At 65.0% G+C, this 22314-nt stretch carries 20 protein-coding genes; 8 read left to right on the top strand and 12 right to left on the bottom strand.

Features of this window, described 5'->3' with window-relative positions; translation table 11 throughout:
- Positions 1-343 precede the first annotated feature (343 nt).
- The 7 genes from BM382_RS20610 (at position 344) to BM382_RS20580 (ending at position 7653) form a co-directional block, all read left to right on the top strand.
- Positions 344-1585, top strand: a complete 1242-nt coding sequence (locus BM382_RS20610; RefSeq protein ID WP_011058625.1) for an SfnB family sulfur acquisition oxidoreductase — start codon at positions 344-346, stop codon at positions 1583-1585.
- Positions 1586-1624: 39 nt separating this feature from the next.
- The gene (locus BM382_RS20605; protein WP_011058624.1) at positions 1625-2824 is read left to right on the top strand and encodes an SfnB family sulfur acquisition oxidoreductase; all 1200 of its coding nucleotides are present in this window, start codon (positions 1625-1627) and stop codon (positions 2822-2824) included.
- Positions 2824-4191 (top strand): LLM class flavin-dependent oxidoreductase, encoded by a 1368-nt coding sequence (locus BM382_RS20600; protein WP_047335399.1) that lies wholly within the window; start codon positions 2824-2826, stop codon positions 4189-4191. Before BM382_RS20605 ends, BM382_RS20600 begins: the two co-directional genes overlap by 1 nt.
- Before the next feature lie 113 nt (positions 4192-4304).
- The gene (locus BM382_RS20595) at positions 4305-5114 is read left to right on the top strand and encodes a MetQ/NlpA family ABC transporter substrate-binding protein (protein WP_072443780.1); all 810 of its coding nucleotides are present in this window, start codon (positions 4305-4307) and stop codon (positions 5112-5114) included.
- Between the two features lies 1 nt (position 5115).
- Positions 5116-6240 carry a methionine ABC transporter ATP-binding protein gene (locus BM382_RS20590; RefSeq protein ID WP_072443777.1) on the top strand — a complete coding sequence of 375 codons (1125 nt, stop codon included), beginning with the start codon at positions 5116-5118 and terminating at the stop codon, positions 6238-6240.
- Positions 6230-6874 (top strand): methionine ABC transporter permease, encoded by a 645-nt coding sequence (locus tag BM382_RS20585; RefSeq protein WP_053148458.1) that lies wholly within the window; start codon positions 6230-6232, stop codon positions 6872-6874. The genes BM382_RS20590 and BM382_RS20585 overlap by 11 nt, the downstream gene beginning before the upstream one ends.
- A 152-nt stretch (positions 6875-7026) precedes the next feature.
- The gene (locus BM382_RS20580) at positions 7027-7653 is read left to right on the top strand and encodes a class I SAM-dependent methyltransferase (protein WP_011058619.1); all 627 of its coding nucleotides are present in this window, start codon (positions 7027-7029) and stop codon (positions 7651-7653) included.
- Between the two features lie 174 nt (positions 7654-7827).
- Here the strand turns inward: BM382_RS20580 and BM382_RS20575 are convergent, their stop codons facing one another.
- The 3 genes from BM382_RS20575 to BM382_RS20565 are packed head-to-tail and all read right to left on the bottom strand — an operon-like array spanning position 7828 to position 13072.
- On the bottom strand, positions 7828-10914 hold the full coding sequence (locus BM382_RS20575; protein ID WP_011058618.1) for an efflux RND transporter permease subunit: 3087 nt from the start codon (positions 10912-10914) through the stop codon (positions 7828-7830).
- Positions 10911-11981, bottom strand: a complete 1071-nt coding sequence (locus BM382_RS20570) for an efflux RND transporter periplasmic adaptor subunit (protein ID WP_072443775.1) — start codon at positions 11979-11981, stop codon at positions 10911-10913. The genes BM382_RS20575 and BM382_RS20570 overlap by 4 nt, the downstream gene beginning before the upstream one ends.
- The gene (locus BM382_RS20565) at positions 11978-13072 is read right to left on the bottom strand and encodes an efflux RND transporter periplasmic adaptor subunit (protein ID WP_011058616.1); all 1095 of its coding nucleotides are present in this window, start codon (positions 13070-13072) and stop codon (positions 11978-11980) included. The genes BM382_RS20570 and BM382_RS20565 overlap by 4 nt, the downstream gene beginning before the upstream one ends.
- Positions 13073-13346: 274 nt before the next feature.
- On the opposite strand from BM382_RS20565, the gene BM382_RS20560 reads away from it, so the two are divergent.
- Positions 13347-14543: an AAA family ATPase gene (locus tag BM382_RS20560; RefSeq protein WP_011058615.1), complete on the top strand. Its 1197-nt coding sequence runs from the start codon at positions 13347-13349 to the stop codon at positions 14541-14543.
- A 129-nt stretch (positions 14544-14672) separates the two neighbouring features.
- Here the strand turns inward: BM382_RS20560 and BM382_RS20555 are convergent, their stop codons facing one another.
- From BM382_RS20555 to BM382_RS20515, 9 genes are all read right to left on the bottom strand, one after another.
- On the bottom strand, positions 14673-15557 hold the full coding sequence (locus BM382_RS20555; protein ID WP_011058614.1) for a transporter substrate-binding domain-containing protein: 885 nt from the start codon (positions 15555-15557) through the stop codon (positions 14673-14675).
- On the bottom strand, positions 15554-16336 hold the full coding sequence (locus BM382_RS20550; RefSeq protein ID WP_072443773.1) for an amino acid ABC transporter ATP-binding protein: 783 nt from the start codon (positions 16334-16336) through the stop codon (positions 15554-15556). The genes BM382_RS20555 and BM382_RS20550 overlap by 4 nt, the downstream gene beginning before the upstream one ends.
- Positions 16333-16992, bottom strand: coding sequence for an amino acid ABC transporter permease (locus BM382_RS20545; protein WP_011058612.1), 660 nt, complete (start codon positions 16990-16992; stop codon positions 16333-16335). The genes BM382_RS20550 and BM382_RS20545 overlap by 4 nt, the downstream gene beginning before the upstream one ends.
- The gene (locus BM382_RS20540) at positions 16973-17638 is read right to left on the bottom strand and encodes an amino acid ABC transporter permease (protein ID WP_011058611.1); all 666 of its coding nucleotides are present in this window, start codon (positions 17636-17638) and stop codon (positions 16973-16975) included. The genes BM382_RS20545 and BM382_RS20540 overlap by 20 nt, the downstream gene beginning before the upstream one ends.
- A gap of 471 nt (positions 17639-18109) precedes the next feature.
- Entirely contained in the window at positions 18110-18892 is a 783-nt protein-coding gene (locus tag BM382_RS20535) for a MetQ/NlpA family ABC transporter substrate-binding protein (protein WP_011058610.1), read from the bottom strand.
- 287 nt (positions 18893-19179) lie between these two features.
- On the bottom strand, positions 19180-20112 hold the full coding sequence (locus tag BM382_RS20530) for a sigma 54-interacting transcriptional regulator (protein ID WP_011058609.1): 933 nt from the start codon (positions 20110-20112) through the stop codon (positions 19180-19182).
- 57 nt (positions 20113-20169) lie between these two features.
- Positions 20170-20751 carry an alpha/beta hydrolase gene (locus BM382_RS20525; RefSeq protein ID WP_011058608.1) on the bottom strand — a complete coding sequence of 194 codons (582 nt, stop codon included), beginning with the start codon at positions 20749-20751 and terminating at the stop codon, positions 20170-20172.
- 422 nt (positions 20752-21173) lie between these two features.
- Positions 21174-21575: an ExbD/TolR family protein gene (locus tag BM382_RS20520; protein ID WP_011058607.1), complete on the bottom strand. Its 402-nt coding sequence runs from the start codon at positions 21573-21575 to the stop codon at positions 21174-21176.
- Position 21576: 1 nt separating this feature from the next.
- A complete protein-coding gene (locus tag BM382_RS20515; protein WP_011058606.1) occupies positions 21577-22302 on the bottom strand; it encodes a MotA/TolQ/ExbB proton channel family protein in 726 nt (241 codons plus the stop codon).
- Positions 22303-22314: the final 12 nt, after the last annotated feature.

Raw genomic sequence — 22314 nt, 5'->3', positions numbered from 1 at the left:
CGCCCTCGCGGACGCCTTCGCTGGCAAGCCAGCTCCTACGTGCAGGTATGGGGTGGTTTTGGGGGACATTCGTCGCTAGAACCACAGCCGTAGAAGCACGCTAAGGCCTTGATCCATAACGCCTGCGGGCTTCGATTCAACCCTTCTATTCATATTCCTAAAAGTTAGTTTATTTAATTTTTATACGCGCATAGGGTATATGCACCGGACCACCGGACATTCTTGATTCTGATTTCGCCGCATGACGCGGCCTATCCAAAAGATGTGAGGTAGGTATGGTCCGGAACACAATCACCCCAGTGCAGATCGCCAGGGCATTGCGTGCAGCCAAGGAGTGGCACTGATGTCCAGTCTGATCGAAGCCCAGGTCCAGAGTGACCTGGATATCGCTCCCCTTTTGCTGCCCGCTCGGGTTCTGCGCAACGACGCCGAAGCCCTTCAGGCTGCCCATGAATTGGCCGACGCGGCCCGCCAGCAGGCCGCCCAGCGCGACCGCCAGCGCAAGCTGCCCTGGGCGCAGATCGAACAATTCACCCGCAGCGGCCTGGGCAGTATTTCCGTGCCCCGCGCCTACGGCGGGCCACAGGTTTCCTTCGTCACCCTGGCCGAAGTCTTCGCCATCATTTCCGCGGCCGACCCGGCCCTGGGGCAGATCCCGCAGAACCAGTTCGGCATCCTCGGCCTGATTCTCGGCTGCGGCACCGAGCGGCAGAAGAAACAGCTGCTGCAGAGCGTCCTGGAAGGCTGGCGCATCGGCAATGCCGGCCCGGAACGCGGCACCAAGAACACCCTGGAACTCAAGGCACGGATCACCGCCGACGCCGACGGCCACGTGATCAATGGCCAGAAGTTCTACTCCACCGGCGCCCTGTTCGCCCACTGGGTGGCGGTCAAGGCACTCAACGAGGAAGGCCGCCAGGTGCTGGCCTTCGTCCGTCGTGGCACCCCGGGGCTGCGCATCGTCGACGACTGGTCGGGCTTCGGCCAGCGCACCACCGCCAGCGGCACCATCCTGCTCAACGATGTGCGGGTGGACGCCGAGCTGGTGCTGGACAACTGGCGGATCAACGAAACACCGAATATCCAGGGCGCGGTATCCCAGCTGATCCAGGCCGCCATTGACGCCGGCATCGCCCGGGAAGCCGTGGCCGACGCCATCCGTTTCGTTCGTGAACGAGCACGCCCGTGGATCGATGCCAACGTCGAGCGGGCCAGCGATGACCTGTATGTGATCGCCGACATCGGCAAGCTGCAAATCGAACTGCACGCAGCCGAAGCCCTGCTGCGCAAGGCCGGGCAGGTGCTGGACCAGGTCAGCGCGGCGCCGATCACTGCCGAGTCCGCGGCCCGCGCCTCCATCGCCGTGGCCGAAGCCAAGGTGCTGACCACCGAGATCTCGCTGCTGGCCAGTGAAAAGCTCTTCGAGCTGGCTGGCAGCCGCGCCACCCTCGCCGAATTCAACCTCGACCGTCACTGGCGCAACGCCCGGGTGCACACCCTGCACGACCCGGTGCGCTGGAAGTACCACGCCGTGGGCACCTATCACCTGAACGGCACCTTGCCTGCCCGGCACTCCTGGATTTAACCGCCCAGAACGCTTTTGACCAGATCTCTGGAGAAACACATGTCTCTTTCCCAACACGTCGCGGTCATCACCAGCGATGAGCAAGCCCTGATTGTCGCCAGCGACCTGGCGGAAGATTTCAAGCGCGACAGCGCCCTGCGCGACCGCGAGCGGCGCCTGCCGCACCCCGAGCTGGAAGCCTTTTCCCGCTCCGGCCTGTGGGGCATCAGCGTGCCCAAGGAATACGGCGGCGCCGGGGTTTCCAACGTCACCCTGGCCAAGGTCATCGCCCTGATCGCCGAGGCCGACGCCTCCCTGGGGCAGATCCCGCAGAACCATTTCTACGCCCTGGAAGTGCTGCGGGTGAATGGCAGCGAGCCGCAGAAGCAGCGGCTGTATGCCGAAGTCCTGACCGGCCGGCGTTTCGGCAACGCCCTGGCCGAGCTGGGCACCAAGACCGCCCACGACCGCACCACCCGCCTGAGCCGCGACAGCAACGGCCCGGGCTACCGCATCGACGGGCGCAAGTTCTACGCCACCGGCGCCCTCTACGCCCAGCGCATCCCCACCTCGGTGGTGGATGAACACGGCGTGCAGCAACTGGCCTTCGTCCCCGCCGACGCCCAGGGCCTGGACGTGATCGACGACTGGAGCGGCTTCGGCCAGCGCACCACCGGCAGCGGCTCGGTGCAATTCGACAACGTGTGGGTGGACGAGGCCGACGTGGTGCCGTTTCAGAGCGCCTTCGAGCGCCCGACCCCAGTCGGCCCGCTGGCGCAGATTCTCCACGCCGCCATCGACACCGGCATCGCCCGCGCCGCCTATGAAGACGCCCTGCGCTTTGTGCGCACCAAGACCCGGCCGTGGATCGACTCCGGCAACGACAAGGCCACCGACGACCCGCTGACCATCAAGAGCTTCGGCCACCTGAGCATCCGCCTGCACGCCACCGAGGCCCTGCTGGAACGCGCCGGGGAGTTCCTCGACCGGGCGCAGGCCGACACCAACGCCGACACCGTGGCCGCCGCGTCCATCGCCGTGGCCGAGGTCCGCGCCCTGAGCACGGAAATCTCCCTGGCCGCCGGCAGCACCCTGTTCGAACTGGCGGGCAGCCAGGCGACCCTGGCCGAGCATGGCCTGGACCGCCACTGGCGTAATGCCCGGGTACACACCCTGCACGACCCGGTGCGCTGGAAGTACCACGCGGTGGGCAACTACTACCTGAACCAGCAGAACCCGCCGCTGCGGGGGACCATCTGATGGCCGCGCCACAAACCACCAAGAAGAAGATCCTGCTCAACGCCTTCAACATGAACTGCGTCGGGCACATCAATCACGGCCTGTGGACCCACCCGCGGGACAACTCGACCCAGTACAAGACCCTCGAGTACTGGACCGAGCTGGCCCAGTTGCTGGAGCGCGGGCTGTTCGACGGGCTGTTCATCGCCGACATCGTCGGGGTCTACGACGTCTACCAGAACTCGGTGGACGTGCCCCTCAAGGAGTCTATCCAGCTGCCGGTGAACGACCCGCTGCTGCTGGTCTCGGCCATGGCCGCAGTCACCAAGAACCTGGGGTTCGGCCTCACCGCCAACCTCACCTACGAGGCGCCCTACCTGTTCGCCCGGCGCCTTTCCACCCTCGACCACCTGAGCCGTGGCCGGGTCGGCTGGAACATTGTCACCGGCTACCTGGACAGCGCCGCCCAGGCCATGGGGCTCAAGGAGCAGATCGAGCACGACCGCCGCTACGACCAGGCCGACGAGTACCTGGAGGTGCTGTACAAACTCTGGGAAGGCAGTTGGGAGGACGACGCGGTCCTTAACGACCGCGAGCAACGCATCTATGCCCAGCCGGGCAAGGTGCACAAGGTCGAGCACCAGGGCGAGTTCTACCAGGTCAGTGGCTACCACCTGTGCGAGCCGTCGCCGCAACGCACCCCGGTGCTGTTCCAGGCCGGCAGCTCGGACCGCGGCCTGCTGTTCGCCGGGCGCCACGCCGAGTGCGTGTTCATCAGCGGGCAGAACAAGGCCGCGACCAAGGCCCAGGTGGACAAGGTCCGCGCCAGCGCCGTGGCCGCCGGGCGCAATCCCGGAGACATCAAGGTGTTCATGGGCCTCAACGTGATAGTCGGCGAGACCGAGGAACTGGCCTGGAAGAAACACGCCGAATACCGCAGCCATGCCAGCGCAGAGGCCGGGGTGGCGCATTTTTCCGCGTCCACCGGGATCGATTTTTCCCAGTACGAGATCGACGAGCCGATCCAGTACGTGAAGAGCAATGCCATCCAGTCGGCCACCAAGAACCTGCAGAACAACGACTGGACCCGACGCAAGCTGCTGGACCAGCACGCCCTGGGCGGCCGCTACTTCACCGTGGTCGGCTCGCCGCAGCAGGTGGCCGACGACCTGGAATCCTGGATCGCCGAAACCGGCCTGGACGGCTTCAACCTGACCCGCATCGTCACCCCGGAAAGCTACGTCGACTTCATCGACCTGGTCATCCCCGAACTGCAGCGCCGCGGCTCCTACAAGACCGCCTACGACGATGGCACCCTGCGGGAAAAGCTCTTCCGCCAGGGCCGCAAGCTGCCCGAACAACACACCGGCGCGGCCTACCGCCGCTAAACGCTTCGCCGGCAAGCCGGCTCCTGCACACTTCACCTGTAGGAGCTGGCTTGCCAGCGAAGAGGCCCGCAAAACCTGCACATTCCCTCGCCCCGACTTGGACCCTGACCCACATGAAAAGCAAACGCCTGCGCCACCCGGTCAAAGCCCTGGCCCTCGCCCTCGGCCTGTTCAGCAGCGCCGTCTTCGCCGCCGACGCGCCGCTCAAGGTCGGCACCACCGCTGCCTTCGCCATTCCCCTGGAGGCCGCCGTGGAAGAGGCCGGCAAGCAGGGCCTGAAAGTGGAGCTGGTGGAGTTCACCGACTGGATCGCGCCCAACGTCAGCCTGGCCGCCGGCGATATCGACGTGAACTACTTCCAGCACATCCCGTTCCTGGAAAACGCCAAGGCCGCCGCCGGTTTCGACCTGGTGCCCTTCGCCCCGGGCATCATCAACAACGTCGGCCTGTACTCGAAGAAATACAAAAGCTTCGACGAACTGCCACAAGGCGCCAGCGTGGCCATCGCCAACGACCCGATCAACAGCGGGCGCGGCCTGCAACTGCTGGCCAAGGCCGGGCTGATCACCCTCAAGCCGGGCGTTGGCTACAAGGCCACCGAAGAAGACATCGTCAGCAACCCGAAGAAGATCAAGATCCTCCAGGTCGAAGCCGTGCAACTGGTGCGCGCCTATGACGACGCTGACCTGGTCCAGGGCTACCCGGCCTACATTCGCCTGGCCAAGACCTTCGATGCCGGCTCGGCGCTGCTGTTCGACGGCCTGGACCACAAGGAATACGTGATCCAGTTCGTCATCCAGCCCAAGAGCAAGAACGACCCGCGGCTGATCAAGTTCGTCGATATCTACCAGCACTCGCCTGCCGTTCGCGCCGCTCTGGACAAAGCCCACGGCAAGCTCTACCAAGCCGGTTGGGAAGGTTGAGATGAGTGTCGCGACGCTACAGCGCAAGCTGCCGGAAGCGGCGCCCCGGCGCGCCGGGCAGACCGAGCTGCACCCCGAACTGAATCGCGCCCAGGTGCGCTTTATCGGCCTGGGCAAGACCTACCAGGGCCAGCAGGGTCCGGTGCAGGCCTTGCACGATATCGACCTGTCGATCCAGCGCGGCGAGGTGTTCGGCATCATCGGCCGCAGCGGCGCCGGCAAGTCGTCGCTGATCCGCACCATCAACCGCCTGGAGCAGCCCAGCAGCGGCCGGGTGCTGATCGACCAGGTGGACATCGGCGACTTCGACGAAGACCGCCTGGTGGCCCTGCGCCGGCGCATCGGCATGATCTTCCAGCACTTCAACCTGATGTCGGCCAAGACCGTGTGGCACAACGTCGAGCTGCCGCTGAAGGTGGCCGGGGTGCCCAAGGCCGAGCGCGAGCGCAAGGTGCGCGAGCTGCTGGAACTGGTGGGCCTCAAGGACAAGCACCAGGCCTACCCGGCGCAGTTGTCCGGCGGCCAGAAGCAGCGGGTGGGGATCGCCCGGGCCCTGGTCCACGATCCCGAGATCCTGCTGTGCGACGAGGCCACTTCGGCCCTGGACCCGGAAACCACCCAGTCGATCCTCGGCCTGCTGAAAGAGATCAACCAGCGCCTGGGACTGACCATCATCCTGATCACCCACGAGATGGCGGTGATCCGCGATATCTGCGACCGGGTGGTGGTACTGGAGCACGGGCGCATCGTCGAGCAGGGGCCGGTCTGGGAAGTCTTCGGCAACCCGCAGCACGAGGTCAGCAAGACCCTGCTGGCGCCCCTGCAGCACGGCCTGCCGGAAGAACTGCAGAACCGCCTGCAAAGCCATCCGACGTCTTCCGATGCGGCGCTGGTGCTGAGCCTGCGCTTCACCGGCAGCAGCCATGAGGAACCGGACCTGGCGGCGCTGTTCGGCGCCCTGGGCGGCCGCGTACGCCTGCTGCAAGGCGGCGTGGAACGCATCCAGGGCCACGCCCTGGGGCAACTGCTGCTGGCAGTCCAGGGCTCGTCCCTGGAGGCTGCGCAACTGCGCCAGCGCGCCGGGCAATGGGCACAACAAGTGGAGGTACTGGGCTATGTGGTTTGATCGCTTGTTGCAGGGCGTCCTCGACACCCTGCTGATGGTCGGCGTGTCCTCGCTGATTGCCCTGCTGGCGGGGATTCCCCTGGCGGTGATCCTGGTCACCAGCGGCAAGGGCGGGATCTATGAGGCGCCGACCCTGAACCGGGCCCTGGGGGCCTTTGTGAACCTGTTCCGTTCGATCCCGTTCCTGATCCTGATGGTGGCGCTGATCCCCTTTACCCGGCTGATCGTCGGCACCACCTACGGCGTGTGGGCCGCCGTGGTGCCGCTGACCATCGCCGCCACGCCGTTCTTTGCGCGGATCGCCGAAGTCAGCCTGCGTGAGGTCGACCACGGCCTGATCGAGGCCGCACAGGCCATGGGTTGCCGGCGCTGGCATATCGTCTGGCACGTGCTGCTGCCCGAAGCGCTGCCGGGCATCGTCGGCGGCTTCACCATCACCCTGGTGACCATGATCAACTCCTCGGCCATGGCCGGGGCGATTGGCGCGGGCGGCCTGGGGGACATTGCCTACCGCTACGGTTATCAGCGGTTCGACAGCCAGATCATGCTCACGGTGATCGTGCTGCTGGTGATTCTGGTGGCCGCGATCCAGCTGGGTGGCGACCGCCTGGCGCGGGTGCTGAACAAGCGTTGAGGGCTGTGGTGTCCGTTCGGACGCCTTAGCGAGCAAGCTCGCTCCTACCAAGGACGGTGATCATCCCGTAGGAGCGAGCTCGCTCGCGAACAGGCCGCCAGGCCGTCATTGGCGGTATATTGGCCGCCTCCTCTCTAGCCACGCAGCCCGCCATGAAACTCGCCCCCGACGATCTCGACAGCATCACCGCCACCACCCTCGGCCACTACCAGCAGGTGGCCGAGGACTTTCGTGAAGGCACCCGCGACCACGACGTGAGCCAGAACATCGACGCGCTGCTGCGGCACATTCAGGGCTCGGCGCCATTCACCGTGCTGGATTTTGGCTGCGGCCCCGGCCGCGACCTGCAGGCCTTCACCCGCCTGGGCCATGTGGCCATCGGCCTCGACGGCTGCGAGCGCTTCGCCCAGATGGCCCGGGAAGACAGCGGCTGCGAGGTCTGGCAGCAGGACTTCCTCAAGCTCGACCTGCCGGCTGAACGCTTCGACGGGATCTTCGCCAACGCGGTGCTGTTTCACATTCCCCGCCAGGAACTGCCGCGGGTGCTCAAGCAACTGCATGCCAGCCTCAAGGACGGTGGCGTACTGTTCAGCTCCAATCCCCGGGGTGACAACCAGGAAGGCTGGAACGGCCCGCGCTATGGTGCCTACCACGACCTGGCGGCCTGGCAGGCGTTGCTGACGGATGCCGGGTTCGTCGAGCTGGAACACTACTACCGCCCCGCCGGCCTGCCTCGGGAACAGCAACCGTGGCTGGCCAGCGTCTGGCGCAAGGCCTGATCCCCCTGCGAGGAGCCGGCTCGCCAGCTCATACGAGGCCGTGGGGGGCCTACGCCCTCTGCAACGCCGCATACCCCGTAGGAGCCGGCTTGCCGGCGAAGGCACTTGCGAGTCAGGCGCCTGTCTCTCGGGCCCCTTCGCTGGCAAGCCAGCTCCTACGGAAATAGCCAGCGCCTACGAGGCCGTGGGCCGGGTGCGCTCGGTGTCCTTGCTCGGTTCCTTGATCTTGTACCAGGCCACGTACAGCGCCGGGAGGAACAGCAGGGTGAGCAAGGTGGCAACGATGATGCCGCCGATCATGGCGTAGGCCATCGGCCCCCAGAACACTTCCCGGGCAATCGGGATCATCCCCAGGCTGGCCGCCGCCGCGGTCAGCAGGATCGGCCGCCGTCGATGGTGGGTGGCTTCCAGCACCGCGTCCCAGGGGTGATAGCCCTCACGCTCGTATTCGTCGATCTGGGTCACCAGGATCACCGAGTTGCGGATGATGATGCCGATCAGCGCCAGGATCCCGAGGATCGCCACAAAGCCCATGGGCGTGCCCGTGGGCACCAGGGCCAGGACCACGCCGATCAGCCCCAGGGGCGCCACGCTGGCCACCAGGAACAGCTTCTGCACGCTGTGCAGCTGGATCATCAGGAAGGTCGCCATCAGGAACAGCATCAGCGGCACCACCTTGGCGATCGGCCCCTGGGCCTTGCCGCTTTCCTCCACGGTGCCGCCGGTGGCCACCGAATAACCGGCGGGCAGTTGCGCGGCGAAATGGTCGATGTCCGGCTTCAGTTGCTTGACCAGGTCGGTGGGCTGGATCGCATCGCGCACCGCGGCCTTGATGGTGATGGTCGGCTTGCGGTCGCGGCGCCATACCAGCGGCTGCTCCAGCTCGTAGCGCACGCTGGCGAACGCCAGCAGCGGGATCGAAGTGCCGTTGGGGGTGACGATCTGCAGGTTCTGCAGGGTTTCCGGGGAGCCGCGCTCGTTGTCGTCGGCGCGACCGACCACGTTGATCAGGTAGATGTCGTCATGCACCTGGGTCACGGTGGAGCCGCTGACGATGCTGTTCATCAACTGCGCCACGTCTTCGGAGGACAGCCCCAGTTGCCGCGCCTTGTCCTGGGCGATGTCGATGCGCAGCACTTTGCCGGGCTCGTTCCAGTCATAGATGATCTCGCCAATGTGCGGGTTCTTGTCCAGCTCGGTGGCCAGTTCGATGGCGTGCTTGCGCACCTGGTCGATGTCCTTGCCACTGACCCGGTATTGAATCGGCCGCCCCACCGGCGGGCCCATTTCCAGGGCCTGCACATAGCTGCCGATGCCGACGAAATCTTCCCGCAGGCGTTTCTGTAAGCGCTGGGTCAGGGCCGTGCGCTGCTCCAGGCCCTTGCTGACGATCACCAGCTGGGCGTAGTAGGGGTTCTGCAATTGCTGGTCCAGGGGCAGGTAGAAACGGATCGCGCCCTCGCCGATGTAGGTGCTCCAGCGCTCGATGTCCGGGTCGTCCTTGAGGGTGGCCTCCAGGCGGTCCACGGCCTGGCGGGTCTCGTTGATCGAAGCGTTCTGCGGCAGGTTGAGGTCAACGAGGATCTCCGGCCGGTCCGATGACGGGAAGAACTGGTTCTGCACGAAACGCATGCAGAACACCGAAGCCACGAACAGCAGCACGGTGATGCCGATGGCCCACCAGCGGTTGCGCATGGCCCACAGCAGGCCACCGTTGAAGGCCCGTCCGATACGCCCCGGCTCATCGGAATGGGGTTTGACGTTGGTGCTGAGGATGTGGATGCCGATCACCGGGGCAAACAGCACCGCGACTATCCACGACACCAGCATGGCCACCGCGATCACCGCGAACAGGGTAAAGGTGTACTCACCGGCAGAACTGGCGTTGAGGCCGATGGGCACGAAGCCGGCCACGGTCACCAGGGTCCCGGTGAGCATGGGAAAGGCGGTGGAGGTGTAGGCGAAGGTCGCTGCCTGCTCCTTGCTCTCGCCCTTCTCCAGCCGCGTGACCATCATTTCCACGGTGATCATCGCGTCATCCACCAGCAGCCCCAGGGCGATGATCAGCGCCCCCAGGGAGATCCGCTGCATGGTGATGCCGCTGTACTCCATGAACACGAAGACCATGGCCAGCACCAGCGGAATCGAGCAGGCCACCACCAGCCCGGCGCGGACCCCGAGGCTGATGAAACTCACCACCAGCACGATGATCACCGCCTCGAACAGGGCACTGGTGAAACCGCCCACTGCCTCTTCCACCACCTCGGCCTGGTCGGAAACCTTGTGCACCCCGACGCCCACCGGCAGGTCGGCGGTGAGCTGGTCCATGCGGGCGTGCAAGGCCTTGCCGAAGTCCTGGATGTTGCCGCCCTTCTTCATGGCGATCGCCAGGCCGATGGCCGGCTTGCCATTGAAGCGGAACAGCGGCGTGGAAGGGTCGACATAGCCGCGGCTGATCTCGGCGATGTCCGCCAGCCGGTAGAAGCGGTCGTTGAGCCGCAGGTTGACCGTGGCCAGGTCCTTCTCCGAGGCGAACTGCCCGGACGTGCGCACCGAGATGCGCTCCGGCCCAGCCTCGATCACCCCGGCCGGGGTCACCGCGTTCTGCGATTGCAGGCTCTGCAGGACCTGGCGCTGGTCGATGCCCAGGGCCGCCAGCTTGCGGGTGGAGAAGTTCAGGTAGATGACTTCGTCCTGCTCGCCGACCATCTCCACCTTGCCCAGGTTCGGCACTTCGCGGATCTGCGCCCGTACCTGCTCCACGTAGTCGCGCAGCTGGCGCATGCTCAGGCCATCGGCGGTGAAGGCGTAGATCGAGCCGAACACATCGCCGAACTCATCGTTGAACCCCGGGCCCTGCAGGCCCTGGGGAAAGTCGCCGCGGATGTCGTTGATCTTCTTGCGCACCTGGTACCAGATCTCGGGAATGTCCTTGGCACTGGTGGTGTCGCGCAGGTAGACGAACACCGTCGATTCGCCGGGGCGGGTGTAGCTTTTCACGTAGTCCAGCGAGTCCAGCTCTTCGAGTTTCTTCTCGATGCGGTCGGTGACCTGCTTCAGGGTTTCTTCCTGGGTCGCACCGGGCCAGCGGGTCTGGATGACCATGGTCTTGATGGTGAAGGAGGGGTCTTCCTCGCGCCCCAAATTCATGTAGGAAAACACGCCCATCAGCAGCGCGACGAACATCAGGTACCAGACGAAGGACTGATGCTTGATCGCCCACTCGGACAGGTTGAAGCTCCCTTTGCTGTCGGGCGTCATTGTGCGCGGTCCTCATCGATTTTGACTTTCTGCCCCGGCTTGAGGCTGTTGACCCCGGCACTGACCACCCGCTCGCCGGACTTGACGCCCTGGCTGATCAACGCCGAAGCGCTGTCGCGGCTGAGCACCGTGACCTCGCGCGGAGCCACCGTCTGGCTCTGGGGGTCGACGATCCAGATCCGGGTCTTGCCCTGCACCTCTTGCAGGGCGGTCAACGGCACCTCGGTGCGCGGCTCGATGGCCGAGCTCAGGGTCACGCTGATGGCGGTGCCCAGGCGAAAGGCCTCGGGCGTGTCCTTGAGGGTCAGGCGGGCGCGGCGGGTACGGGTCGCACTCTGGGCCTGGGGTTCGATCTCACGCACCGTGGCGGTGGTGCTGATGCTCGGATCCAGCTGTGCCGCGACCTTGAACTCCACACCGGCCGGCAACTGGTCCACCAGGCTGGCCGGCAGGTCGATCACCGCTTCCTTGATCTCCGGCCGGGCCAGGGTCACCACTTGCTGGCCGGCGGTCACCACCTGCCCGGCCTCGGCGTTCCAGGCGGTGATCACGCCGCCGTGATCGCTGCGCAGTTCGCTGTAGTTGAGCTGGTCCCGGGCCTGGCGCACCGAGGCCTTGGCCTGGTCCAGAGAGGCACCGGTGGTCTTCAGGTCGGTCTGGGCGATGTCCAGTTGCGCCTGGGCGCCCACGCCGCGATCGAACAGTTCCTGCTGGCGCCGGGCATTGGCCTGGGCGTTGATCCACTGCGCCTCGACCTTGGCCAGGTCGCCCTGGGCGGCCCGCAGCTGGTTCTGCTGGTCGGTGGGGTCCAGAGTGGCCAGCAAGTCCCCGGGGCCCACTTCGGCGCCGACATCGACATTGCGGTTGGCAATGCGCCCCGGCACCCGGAAGCCCAGGTTGGTCTCGTAGCGGGCCTGGATGGTGCCGGCAAAACGCCCCAGGCTTTCCTCGGCCTGGGGCGCCACCCGGAACGACAGCACCGGGCGCACCGGCTCCGGCGCCGGCTCTTCCCGGGAGCAGCCCAGCAACAAGGCACTGGCACACAACAACGGCAGCAGGCGCTTCATGGCTGTGCTCCCTGGTCGCTCGTTTGCGAGGCGATCTCCACGAACATCCCCGGGTGCAGCAACTGCCCACCCGCCACCACCACTTTCTCGCCGCCCTTGAGGCCGTCGCTGATGATCACCTTGCCGGTGAGGTAGCGCCCGACCTTCACCGTGTGCAGGGCCGTCTTGCCGTCCTCGCCCACCAGCCACACGGCAGGCTCGCTGAGATTCTTGGTCAGGGCCGACCAGGGCAGCACCACGCTGGCCTTGCCATGGGCCCGGGCGGTGGCGCTGACCACCGAGCCCAGGTCCATGCCCGCCGGCAACGAATCGAGCACCACCTTGACCTGCACCGTGCCGCTCTGGGCCGAGACCACCGGCGTCACCTCGCGGACCTTGCCGGTGGTGGTCACCTTGGGGTTGTCCAGCAGGCTGATGTGAATGGTTTCCTGGCCCGGTGGCTGCATCAGCAGCGACTCGTAGACGTTGAACACCGCATCGCGCTCGCCATCCCGGGCCAGGCTGAAGATCGGCACCGTGGCCTGCACCACCTGGCCGACCTCGGCCTGGCGCGCGGTGATCACCCCCGGAGCCTCGGCCACCAGCTCGGTGTAGCTCAGTTGCTCGCGGGCGTTGGCCAGTTGCGCCTGGGCCGCGCTCAGGGCGCTCTGGCTGCTGCGCAGGGCGGCCTGGGCCGAATCGTATTCGCTCTGGCTGGTGTAGCCCTTGGGCAAGAGTTTCTGCTGGCGGACAAACGCCGCGCCGGCCTGCTTGACCCGGGCCTGCTCGGCAAACACCGAGGCCGCGGCAGAATCGACATTGGTCTGCAGGTCCTTGGGATCGAGCTTGGCCAGCACCTGTTGCGCGGTAACCCGATCGCCGACATCGACCATGCGCTGGATGATCTTGCCGCCGACGCGGAACGACAGTTCGGTCTGCACCCGGGCCTGGACGTCACCGGTCAGGGTCACCGAAGGGGCGAAGTCACTGCTCTGCACCTCCAGGATGCGCACCCGCGGGCGCTCCTTTTCCCCGGGCTTTTCCGCCCCGCAGCCGCCAAGCAGCAGCAACAGGGTCAATCCCACTATCCACTTCGAATTGAACGCAGCCATGCAGGCTCCTTTTGCGTGATGCTGTCTCGCCAGTGACGTTACGACTGTGAGCTTAGAACAGGGTTCAACCGCTGCACGCCAGTCTCATCAGAGAGGCTTTCGGTGGCGCGGAGCTTGCTCCCGCTGGCCGGCCGGCGCCCCGGGGCGCAGCAGCCGCAACGGCCCTCGACGCGCTCTATCCTGGCAAGCACAACGTCGGTTTCGAGGGCCGCCGCAAGCAAGCTGCGGCTCCACAAATCAGGCACACTGCGCACCACGCAACAGGAGACCCGGCATGCTCAAGACCCTGGCGGTGGCCAACTACCGCTCCATCAACAAACTGGTGATCCCCCTGGGTCGGCTGAACCTGGTCACCGGCGCCAACGGCAGCGGCAAGTCCAACCTGTACCGCGCCCTGCGCCTGCTGGCGGAGACCGCCCAGGGCGGCGTGGTCAACGCCCTGGCCAAGGAAGGCGGGCTGGAATCGACGTATTGGGCCGGGCCGGAACAGATCAGCCGACGCATGAGCCAGGGCGAGGTGCCGATCCAGGGCGGGCCGCGCAAGGCCGCCAGACGCCTGCAACTGGGCTTTGCCGGTGAGGACTTCGGGTACGCGATCAGCCTGGGGCTGCCGGATTCCAGCGGCCATTTCATGTTGCCCGGGCACAGTTCGCCGATTGCCTCGCGCTTCACTCTCGACCCGTGGATCAAGCGCGAGAGCATCTGGGGCGGGCCCCTGTACCGCTCGGCCAGTGCCCTGGTGGACCGCCAGGGCCCGATGATACGAGCCCGTGCGGGCCGCCAATGGGAGGTGCTGGCGCAGCACACGAGCAGCGGCGACAGCCTGTTCGACCGGGTGGGCAACCTGAGTTCATCGCCCGAGGTCCTGCATCTGCGCGAGCAGATCCGTGGCTGGCGTTTTTATGACCACTTGCGCACCGACAGCCAGGCACCCGCGCGCCGACCACAACTGGGCACCCGCACCCCGGTGCTGCACCACGATGGCCGGGACCTGGCCGCCGCGTTGCAGACCATCATCGAAGTGGGCGATCAACAGGCATTGCACGAAACCATCAGCGATGCCTTCCCGGAGTCGCGGCTGGAGATCGATGCCGTTCCGGGGGGGCTGTTCGGGGTGCAGTTCTATCAGGAAGGCCTGTTGCGACCGTTGTCGGCCGCGGAACTGTCCGACGGCACCTTGCGCTACCTGTTGCTGGTAGCGGCCCTGCTGACCCCACGACCACCGACCCTGATGGTGCTCAACGAACCGGAGACCAGCCTGCACCCGGACCTGTTGCCGGCCCTGGCGCGCCTGATCATTCGCGCCTCGCAGCAGTGCCAGGTGTGGGTGGTGTCCCACGCCCGGCGGCTGATCGCAGCCTTGCAGCAAGACCCCGAATGCAACTGCATCGTGCTGGAGAAACAACTGGGCCAGACCGGCATCGTCGGCCAGCGCATGCTGGACGAACCGGCGTGGAACTGGCCCGATTGACCCCTCCCCGCCGGCCCCGACTGCCATGCCCCCCGTAGGAGCCAGCTTGCTGGCGAAGAGGCCCTCAAGCCCCGCACCGTCCTCACGGACGCCTTCGCTGGCAAGCCAGCTCCTACAGGTCGGGCAGGATCAGCCCTGCCACTTGCCGCCTTCGACAATCACGCTCTCGGGCTTGGTGTCGTCGCTCAGTTCCTTGCGCACGTACTGGTCATACAGCTTGAGCAGGTATTTCTCTTCGCCCAGTTTGGCCAGTTCGGCATTCACCCAGTCCCGCAGTTCGATGTTGCCTTTCTTCACCGCCGGGGCAATCGGCGCCTGTTCGCCCAGGGTCTGGGGCAATACGCGGTAGCCCGGGTTCTGCTTGGACCAACTGAACAGAATCAGGTTGTCCTGGGCATAGGCGTCACCGCGACCGTTGGCCAGGGCTTGCAGGGACTCGGTGTTCTTCTCGAACTTGAGCAGTTTCCAGTCCGGGTGGTTCTGGGTCAGCCAGATGTCCGCGGTGGTGCCGGTGGTGACGATGGTGGTGCGGCTCGCCAGGTCATCCAGGCTCTTCACTGCACTGCCTTCAGGCACCAGGGCCTGGACCGCCACCTTGAGGTTGGGGTTGGTGAACTCCACCGCTTCCTTGCGCTCCGGGGTCACGGTCATGTTGGCCAGGATCAGGTCGACCTTGTCGCTCTGCAGGAACGGAATACGGCTGGCCGGCTCCACGGCGACGAATTCAACCTTGTTCTCGTCCCCCAACAGGTCCTTGGCGAATTGCCGGCCGATGTCGGTATCGAAGCCCACGTAGCGCCCGGTTTCATCGACGAAACCGAACGGCGGCTTGTCGGTGAATACACCGACGATCAGCTTGTCCCGGGCCTTGATCTTGTCCAGGTAGCCGGCCGCCGGCGCGGCGCTGGCGGCCGTGGCCGCAGGCTTGGGTGCATCATTGGATTTATCGCAGCCGGCCAGCAGGGCCAGACCGAACAGCGGCAGTAACAACAGCGAAGACTTGGCAGTTTTCATAAGAGCTCCAGTTCCTTTTTAGGGGCTTTCTTGGGCAGTGCTTCAACGAAGGAGAACTTCTCCAGGAACTGCTGCGCGCGTGCGCTCTGCGGGTTCGTGAAGAAAGCCTCGGGGGTGTTCTGTTCCACGATGCGCCCGCCGTCCATGAACACGACACGGTCGGCCACGGCCCGGGCGAAGGCCATTTCATGGGTGACAATCAACAGGGTCATGCCGTCGCGGGCCAGGCCCTGGATCACTTGCAGCACTTCCTTGACCATCTCCGGGTCTAGGGCCGCGGTGACCTCGTCGAACAGCATCACCTGGGGGTTCATGCACAACGAACGGACGATGGCGATGCGTTGCTGCTGGCCGCCGGAAAGCTGCCGGGGAAAGGCCTCGCGCTTGTCCAGCAGGCCCACCCGTTCCAGCAGCGCCTCGGCCTGGGCCCGGGCTTCCCGGGGCTCGCGCTTTTGCACCTTGAGCGGCCCCAGGAGGATGTTGTCCAGCACGTTCATGTGGGGAAACAGGTAATAGCTCTGGAACACCATGCCGATCTGCTGGCGCACCTGGCGCCAGTCGGTGGCGGGGCTCAGCAGCTCGCGCCCGGCAAAACGCAGGTGGCCGCTGTGGGCGGTTTCCAGGCCGTTGAGGCAGCGCAGCAAGGTGCTCTTGCCGCAGCCGCTGGGGCCGAGGATGACGATCACCTCACCCGCCGCCACGCAGAGGTCGACCTCCTTGAGCACCTGCTGCGGGCCGAAGAACTTGTTGAAACCCTGGAACTCGATCAATGCGCTCATGCTTGCGTCCAGCGCCGTTCCAGCACGCGGGAGGCGGCTGACAACGGGTAGCAGATAAAGAAGAAAAACAGAAACAGCACGCCGTAGATCAGCACCGACTCGTAGGTGCGCTCGATGATCTGCTGGCCGACCTTGATCACGTCCACCACGCCGATCAGCACCGCCAGGGAACTGGTCTTGATGATCCGCGTGTAGACGTTGATGGTCGGTGGCGTCATGCGTTTCAGCGCCTGGGGCAGCAATACGTAGCCGTACAACTGGGCACCGGAAAGGCCGATGGACAGCCCTGCCTCACGCTGGCCCCGGGGCAGGGACTGCAGCGCCCCGCGCACCACCTCGCCGACCTCGCTGGCGCCCCACAGCGAGAGCACCAGCACCGCGCAGGTGAAGCTGGGAATGCTGAGGCCGAAGAAGATCGGAAAACCGAAGAACAGCAGGTACAGCCAGACCAGCACCGGAATCGCCCGGAACAGCTCCAGGTAGATCCGCAGCGGCACGTCCAGCACCTTGCGCTGCAGGCTGCGCAGCACGCCATAGAGCACGCCGCCCAGGGTGCTGAAGGCAATGCTCAGCAAGGAAATCGACAAGGTCTGCGCAGCGCCCCTGGCCAGTTGCGGCAGGGACACCAGCAACAGCTCAAGACCCGAACTGGCCATGCTGCAACCTCCTTTCCAGACGGCTGAGCAACAGCGACAGGGGCAGGAACAACAGCACACAGATCAGCGTCAGCACCGCGAGCATTTCGTAGGTCTTGTAGTACAGGGCGATGTAGCTCTTGGTGGTGTAGAGAATTTCCGGCACTGCCACCGCCGAGACCACGGTGGTTTCCTTGAGCAGGAAAATGAAATTGGCGAACAGCGATGGCAGGCTGAGGATCCCGGCCTGGGGCAGGATCACGTAGCGCAGCAACTGCCACTGCGACAGGCCGATGGAGCGCCCCGACTCCAGCTGCGCCTGGGGTACGGCTTCCACGCCGGCCCTCAGCACCTCGGTGAGGTAGGCGCCGCCAAGAAAAGTCATGGTGATGATCGCCGCGGTGAAGCCGGAGACCTTGATCCCCAGGGCCGGCAAGGCGAAGTAGACGAAGAACAGCTGGATCAGCAACGGTGTATTGCGCGCCAGTTCCACGTACAGGCCGATCAGCCGGTGCAGGTAAGGGGTGCGAAATACCAGGAGCGTGGCGTTGATCAGGGCCACCAGCAGGGAAGTGCCGATGGCGATCAGGCCGACCTGCAGGGTTACCCCAACGGCCTTGAGAAAGGCCGGCAAGGTGCTGAGGATAAAAGCGTAATCGAGGGTCATTGAAAGTCCTGGACGCCGCTGGGGTACAGCGGCGGTGGTGCAGTCCATGGGGCGATGGGTAACCGCCCGGCTGCCGCGACTTTATAGCTATAAAAAGCAGAATTTAAATACCGTTAAGGCATATTGATATCACCCAAAAACCTAACCCGCGGATTTGCCGGGCTGGCGCCCAGCTACTACCTTCTCTGCCGGGCCTGCCGGGTTCTTTCGCGCTCGAACAGCCCCACTGGACGCTGCACTTCTCAAGGACGACCACCATGGCCGATGCAAAGACCCCGCAACCCCTGGACCCCCATGAACTGATGAAATGGCTGGCGGCCCTGCGCCGGGCCACCCAGCCCACCGCCCAAAACGCCCCTGTGTAGGCGCCGGCTCCTACGGTTTTTTCCGGCGCAATAAAAAACGCCGACGCTGCGCTAGCCGTCGGCGTTTAAACCTTGAAGGGGTTTGTCGCGTCAGTAGCCTAGTTCATCAGAACGCCGGCAGTACTGCGCCGCTGTATTTTTTCTCGATGAAGGCTTTGACTTCCGGGCTGGTCAGGGCCTTGGCCAACTTCTGGATGGCCGGGCTGTCCTTGTTGTCCGGGCGGGCCACGAGGTAGTTCACATAAGGCGAATCGGAACCTTCGATGATCAGCGCATCCTTCGCCGGGTTCAGGCCGGCTTCCAGAGCGTAGTTGGTGTTGATCATGTCCAGGTCAACCTGGTCCAGGACCCGCGGCAGCATGGCCGACTCAAGTTCCTTGAACTTGAAGTTGTGCGGGTTCTTGGCGATGTCCTTGGGCGTGGCCACGGCGTTCTTCGGGTCCTTGAGCTCGATCAGGCCGGCCTTCTGCAGCAGGATCAGGGCGCGGCCGCTGTTGCTGCCTTCGTTGGGGATGGCGATGGTTGCGCCATCTTTCAGCTCGGCCAGGGTCTTGACCTTCTTCGAGTAACCGCCGAAAGGTTCGACGTGCACGCCGATCACGGTTTCCAGGTGGGTGCCTTTGCCTTCGTTGAAGCTTTTCAGGTAGGGCAGGGTCTGGAAGTAGTTGGCGTCCAGGCGCTTCTGGTCGACCTGCACGTTGGGCTGCACGTAGTCGGTGAAGACCTTGATTTCCAGGTCCACGCCTTCCTTGGCCAGGGTCGGCTTGATCAGCTCGAGGATCTCGGCGTGGGGCACCGGGGTCGCAGCGACCACCAGCTTCTCGCCAGCCTGGGCGATACCTGCGCTCAGGGCTGCCGCCAGTGCGGTGAACAACAGAACTTTTTTCATGCAAGGTCCTTAGGTGTCGAGGTCGACGACGGCTTCAAATAGGGAACTGATTGAGGTGCCAGTGAAGTGCCACTGCTGGCGTGAGGCGGACAATACCGAGATTTTTTATTCCCGAACAATATCTTTTATTCACGTTCATATTCCATTTTGTTCATACAGCCTCCCGGCGCTCTAGCCTGCGATTTCCCACCTGCCGGGCCAGCCTTGCCGGCGAAGAGGCCCTCCGGCCCTACGTCGCCCTAGCGGAGGCCTTCGCTGGCAAGCCAACTCCTACGGTGGCCGGGGTTTCAGGTCAGGGCGGTGCGTTGCAGCAACTGGTGCAGCGCCTGGCGCTCGACAGCGGATCCGATCTCGGCGATCTGCTGCAACAACTGCTGGATCTGCTCCAGCGGCGAGGGCGTCGGCGGCAGGTTGAGGTGCTCGGGCAGTATCTCCTCGCCGCTGCTGACCAGCAGCGCAAAGTGGATGACGTTCTCCAGCTCCCGGGTGTTGCCCGGCCAGCTGTGGCGATTCAGGGCCTGCTGCGCGGCTTCGCTGATCAGCGGCACCGGCAGGTCCAGGCGCTGGCTGTAGATGCCGAGGAAGTATTCGGCCAGGGACTCGATGTCTCCCACCCGTTCCCGCAGCGCCGGCAGTTCCAGCTGGCCTTCGCTGAGGTAGCGATACAGGCGCTCGTGAAACTTGCCCGCCGCCACCGCCTGGGCCAGGTCGATGCTGGTGGCCGCCACCAGGCGCACGTCCACCGGGCTCGGTTGCTGGGCGCCGACCCGGGTCACTTCGTGGTTCTCCAGGGCGGCCAGCAGCTTGGTCTGGATCGGCAGCGGCAGGTCGCCGATTTCATCCAGGTACAGGGTCCCGCCGTTGGCCGAGCCGAACCAGCCGGCGCGGCTGCTGGCCGAACCGCTGAAACTGCCGGCGGCATAACCGAACAGTTCGGCGTCGGCGTAGGTCGGGCTGATGGCGCCGCAGTTCACCGAGACGAACAGGCCACTGCGATCGCTGGCACGGTGGATGTGCCGGGCCAGCAGCTCCTTGCCGGTGCCGGTTTCGCCACGGATCAGTACCGAAACCGAACGCGGCGCCAGTTGCTCCAGCTCTTCGCGCAACTGCCGCGAGCGCGGGTCGACGAACACCAGCGCCTTGGCGCGGATGCTCAGGGGGCTTTTCTCGGCATCGGGAAAGGTCAGCAACGGCTGACCGAATGGGGTATGGGCACTCATGGCAGGCTCCCGCCCCAGACCGCCGGGGGACGGGGCGTTTAAACGAAAAAAGGACGATCAGGCACGACGCAGGGCGTGTTGTTCCATGCGGTTCTGCAAGCGGTACAGATAGGCGAAACCCTGCTCCCAGCGATGGTGGCCGGACTTGACGTTGATATGGCCGGCGCCGGCCAGGATCCCGGCTTCGGCGCCCCAGTCACGGGCCAGCTCCAGGGCCCGCGGCGCGCTCACGGCACTGTCGTTATCCGAGCTGACCACTTGGCTGGGGAACGGCAGCAGGTGCCGGGGGATCGGCGCGAAATTGCGCAGCGCCGGGGCACAGGCCGGGCGCTCGACGTCCGCCGGGGCCACCAGCAACGCACCGCGCACCTGGCGCAGGGCCGCTACGGGCGCGCGCGCGGCCCAATGAGCCACGGTAATGCAACCCAGGCTGTGGGCAATCAGGATCACCGGAGTGTCGTCGGCGGCAATGGCCTCGGCCAGGGCCGCCACCCAATCTTCGCGGCGCGGCGTCAGCCAGTCGGCCTGCTCCACCCGCGCGCTGTTGGGCAGGCTGTTCTGCCAGTGGGTTTGCCAATGATCTTCTGGCGATCCTTGCCAGCCCGGCACAATCAAGTAGCGAATGGATTCGTTGCGCATGGGGAACTCTCCTGCTGCGTGTCTGTTCCCGGACGAGTATAGGGAGGGGATTTATATTCGTTAAGGAATAAGAAGCTATTTATTAATACCTTAAACGAATATAAAACTTCCCCCGGCCTCCTTAGGAGCCGGCTTGCCGGCGAAGAGGCCCGCAAGCCTTGCACCGCGATCAAGGACGTCTTCGCTGGCAAGCCAGCGCCTACATCTGGCGCGATTACGGCGGTGTTCTTGTAGGAGCCGGCTTGCCGGCGAAGGGGCCCGCAAGCCTTGCACCGCGCTCAAGGACGCCTTTGCTGGCAAGCCAGCGCCTACGGCTGGCGCGATTACGGTGGTGTTCTTGCGGGGGCTTTTTCGCCAGGCAAAAAAAAGGCCGCACCCTGCCAAGGAGACGGCCTGAAAAGTCGTGGCGTTGTTGCTCGGTCTCAGCGCGCGGTAATCACCGACAGTTTGGTGATGCCCGCACGCTCGATGGACGCCATGGCCCGGGCCACTTCGCCGTAGTTGACGCCATCGTCGGCCTGCAGCTGGACCCGCACTTGCGGGTCCTTGGCCTTGGCCGCTTGCAAGTTGGTTTCCAGCAGGTCCGGCTGGATCTCGTCCTTGTTGATAAAGAGTTTGCCGGCACCGTCGATGCTCACCACCAGCGGGTCTTTCTGCTCCACCGGGGCCACGGCCTCGGTCTTGGGCAGGTTGATCGGAATGGCGTTGGTCAGCAGCGGCGCGGTGACGATGAACACCACCAGCAGCACCAGCATCACGTCCACCAGCGGCGTGACGTTGATCTCGCTCAGCACTTCATCGCTGTCTTGGGTGGAAAAGGCCATGTCAGGACGCCTCCTTCACTTTTTGCGGGCTGCCCTGGGCCGCGGCCTTGTGCACGCTCGGGTGGATCAGCACGCGGAAGGAGTTCTTCTGCGCCAGGCTGTAGAAGTCGTGGGCGAAGTCGTCCAGGTCCGCGGCCGTGAGCTTCAGGCGCCGCAGGAAGTAGTTGTAGACCAGCACCGCCGGCACTGCGACGGCGATCCCCACCCCCGTCGCCACCAGGGCTGCGCCAATGGGACCGGCCACGGTTTCCAGGCTCGCCGAACCAGCAGCGCTGATGCCTTTCAAGGCTTCCATGATCCCCCACACGGTGCCGAACAGGCCGATGAAGGGCGAGGTGCTGCCGATACTGGCAACCACCGCCAGGCCGGTTTCCAGGGAACGACGCTCACGCACGATCTGCTGGCGCAGGGCACGTTCGAGACGGTCCTGGTGGTTGATTGCCTGGCTCAGGTCCGCCGCGTGGGGCGCTTCGCCAACCTGGATCGCCGCATAGCCGGCCTGGGCCACCCGGGCCGCCGCGCCGGGCTGGGTTTCACTCAACGAGGCAGCGGAGTCGAGGCTGGACGCTGCCCAGAACTGATTGTGGAACTTGCGATCCTGGGACTTGAGGCGGGCGAACTGCACGCCCTTGACCAGGGCCAGGCCCCAAGTGGCGACGGAGAAGACCACCAACAGCCAGATCACCGCGCTTTCGATGGATTCCAGTGGAGATGCCAGTAACGTCATGATGTGTTCCCT

It is taken from the genome of Pseudomonas sp. NFPP25 (genome assembly GCF_900116505.1).
Classification (GTDB): Bacteria; Pseudomonadota; Gammaproteobacteria; order Pseudomonadales; family Pseudomonadaceae; genus Aquipseudomonas; species Aquipseudomonas protegens.
The sequence above is the reverse complement of the archived record's forward strand: the minus strand, read 5'-3'. Positions and strand labels throughout refer to the sequence as shown.

What these genes read in the sequence shown, in the direction of transcription:
- BM382_RS20610 (WP_011058625.1), top strand. Translation starts at nt 344, where the DNA reads ATGTCCAGTCTGATCGAAGCCCAGGTCCAGAGTGACCTGGATATCGCT.
- BM382_RS20605 (WP_011058624.1), top strand. Translation starts at nt 1,625, where the DNA reads ATGTCTCTTTCCCAACACGTCGCGGTCATCACCAGCGATGAGCAAGCC.
- BM382_RS20600 (WP_047335399.1), top strand. Translation starts at nt 2,824, where the DNA reads ATGGCCGCGCCACAAACCACCAAGAAGAAGATCCTGCTCAACGCCTTC.
- BM382_RS20595 (WP_072443780.1), top strand. Translation starts at nt 4,305, where the DNA reads ATGAAAAGCAAACGCCTGCGCCACCCGGTCAAAGCCCTGGCCCTCGCC.
- BM382_RS20590 (WP_072443777.1), top strand. Translation starts at nt 5,116, where the DNA reads ATGAGTGTCGCGACGCTACAGCGCAAGCTGCCGGAAGCGGCGCCCCGG.
- BM382_RS20585 (WP_053148458.1), top strand. Translation starts at nt 6,230, where the DNA reads ATGTGGTTTGATCGCTTGTTGCAGGGCGTCCTCGACACCCTGCTGATG.
- BM382_RS20580 (WP_011058619.1), top strand. Translation starts at nt 7,027, where the DNA reads ATGAAACTCGCCCCCGACGATCTCGACAGCATCACCGCCACCACCCTC.
- BM382_RS20575 (WP_011058618.1), bottom strand. Translation starts at nt 10,914, where the DNA reads ATGACGCCCGACAGCAAAGGGAGCTTCAACCTGTCCGAGTGGGCGATC.
- BM382_RS20570 (WP_072443775.1), bottom strand. Translation starts at nt 11,981, where the DNA reads ATGAAGCGCCTGCTGCCGTTGTTGTGTGCCAGTGCCTTGTTGCTGGGC.
- BM382_RS20565 (WP_011058616.1), bottom strand. Translation starts at nt 13,072, where the DNA reads ATGGCTGCGTTCAATTCGAAGTGGATAGTGGGATTGACCCTGTTGCTG.
- BM382_RS20560 (WP_011058615.1), top strand. Translation starts at nt 13,347, where the DNA reads ATGCTCAAGACCCTGGCGGTGGCCAACTACCGCTCCATCAACAAACTG.
- BM382_RS20555 (WP_011058614.1), bottom strand. Translation starts at nt 15,557, where the DNA reads ATGAAAACTGCCAAGTCTTCGCTGTTGTTACTGCCGCTGTTCGGTCTG.
- BM382_RS20550 (WP_072443773.1), bottom strand. Translation starts at nt 16,336, where the DNA reads ATGAGCGCATTGATCGAGTTCCAGGGTTTCAACAAGTTCTTCGGCCCG.
- BM382_RS20545 (WP_011058612.1), bottom strand. Translation starts at nt 16,992, where the DNA reads ATGGCCAGTTCGGGTCTTGAGCTGTTGCTGGTGTCCCTGCCGCAACTG.
- BM382_RS20540 (WP_011058611.1), bottom strand. Translation starts at nt 17,638, where the DNA reads ATGACCCTCGATTACGCTTTTATCCTCAGCACCTTGCCGGCCTTTCTC.
- BM382_RS20535 (WP_011058610.1), bottom strand. Translation starts at nt 18,892, where the DNA reads ATGAAAAAAGTTCTGTTGTTCACCGCACTGGCGGCAGCCCTGAGCGCA.
- BM382_RS20530 (WP_011058609.1), bottom strand. Translation starts at nt 20,112, where the DNA reads ATGAGTGCCCATACCCCATTCGGTCAGCCGTTGCTGACCTTTCCCGAT.
- BM382_RS20525 (WP_011058608.1), bottom strand. Translation starts at nt 20,751, where the DNA reads ATGCGCAACGAATCCATTCGCTACTTGATTGTGCCGGGCTGGCAAGGA.
- BM382_RS20520 (WP_011058607.1), bottom strand. Translation starts at nt 21,575, where the DNA reads ATGGCCTTTTCCACCCAAGACAGCGATGAAGTGCTGAGCGAGATCAAC.
- BM382_RS20515 (WP_011058606.1), bottom strand. Translation starts at nt 22,302, where the DNA reads ATGACGTTACTGGCATCTCCACTGGAATCCATCGAAAGCGCGGTGATC.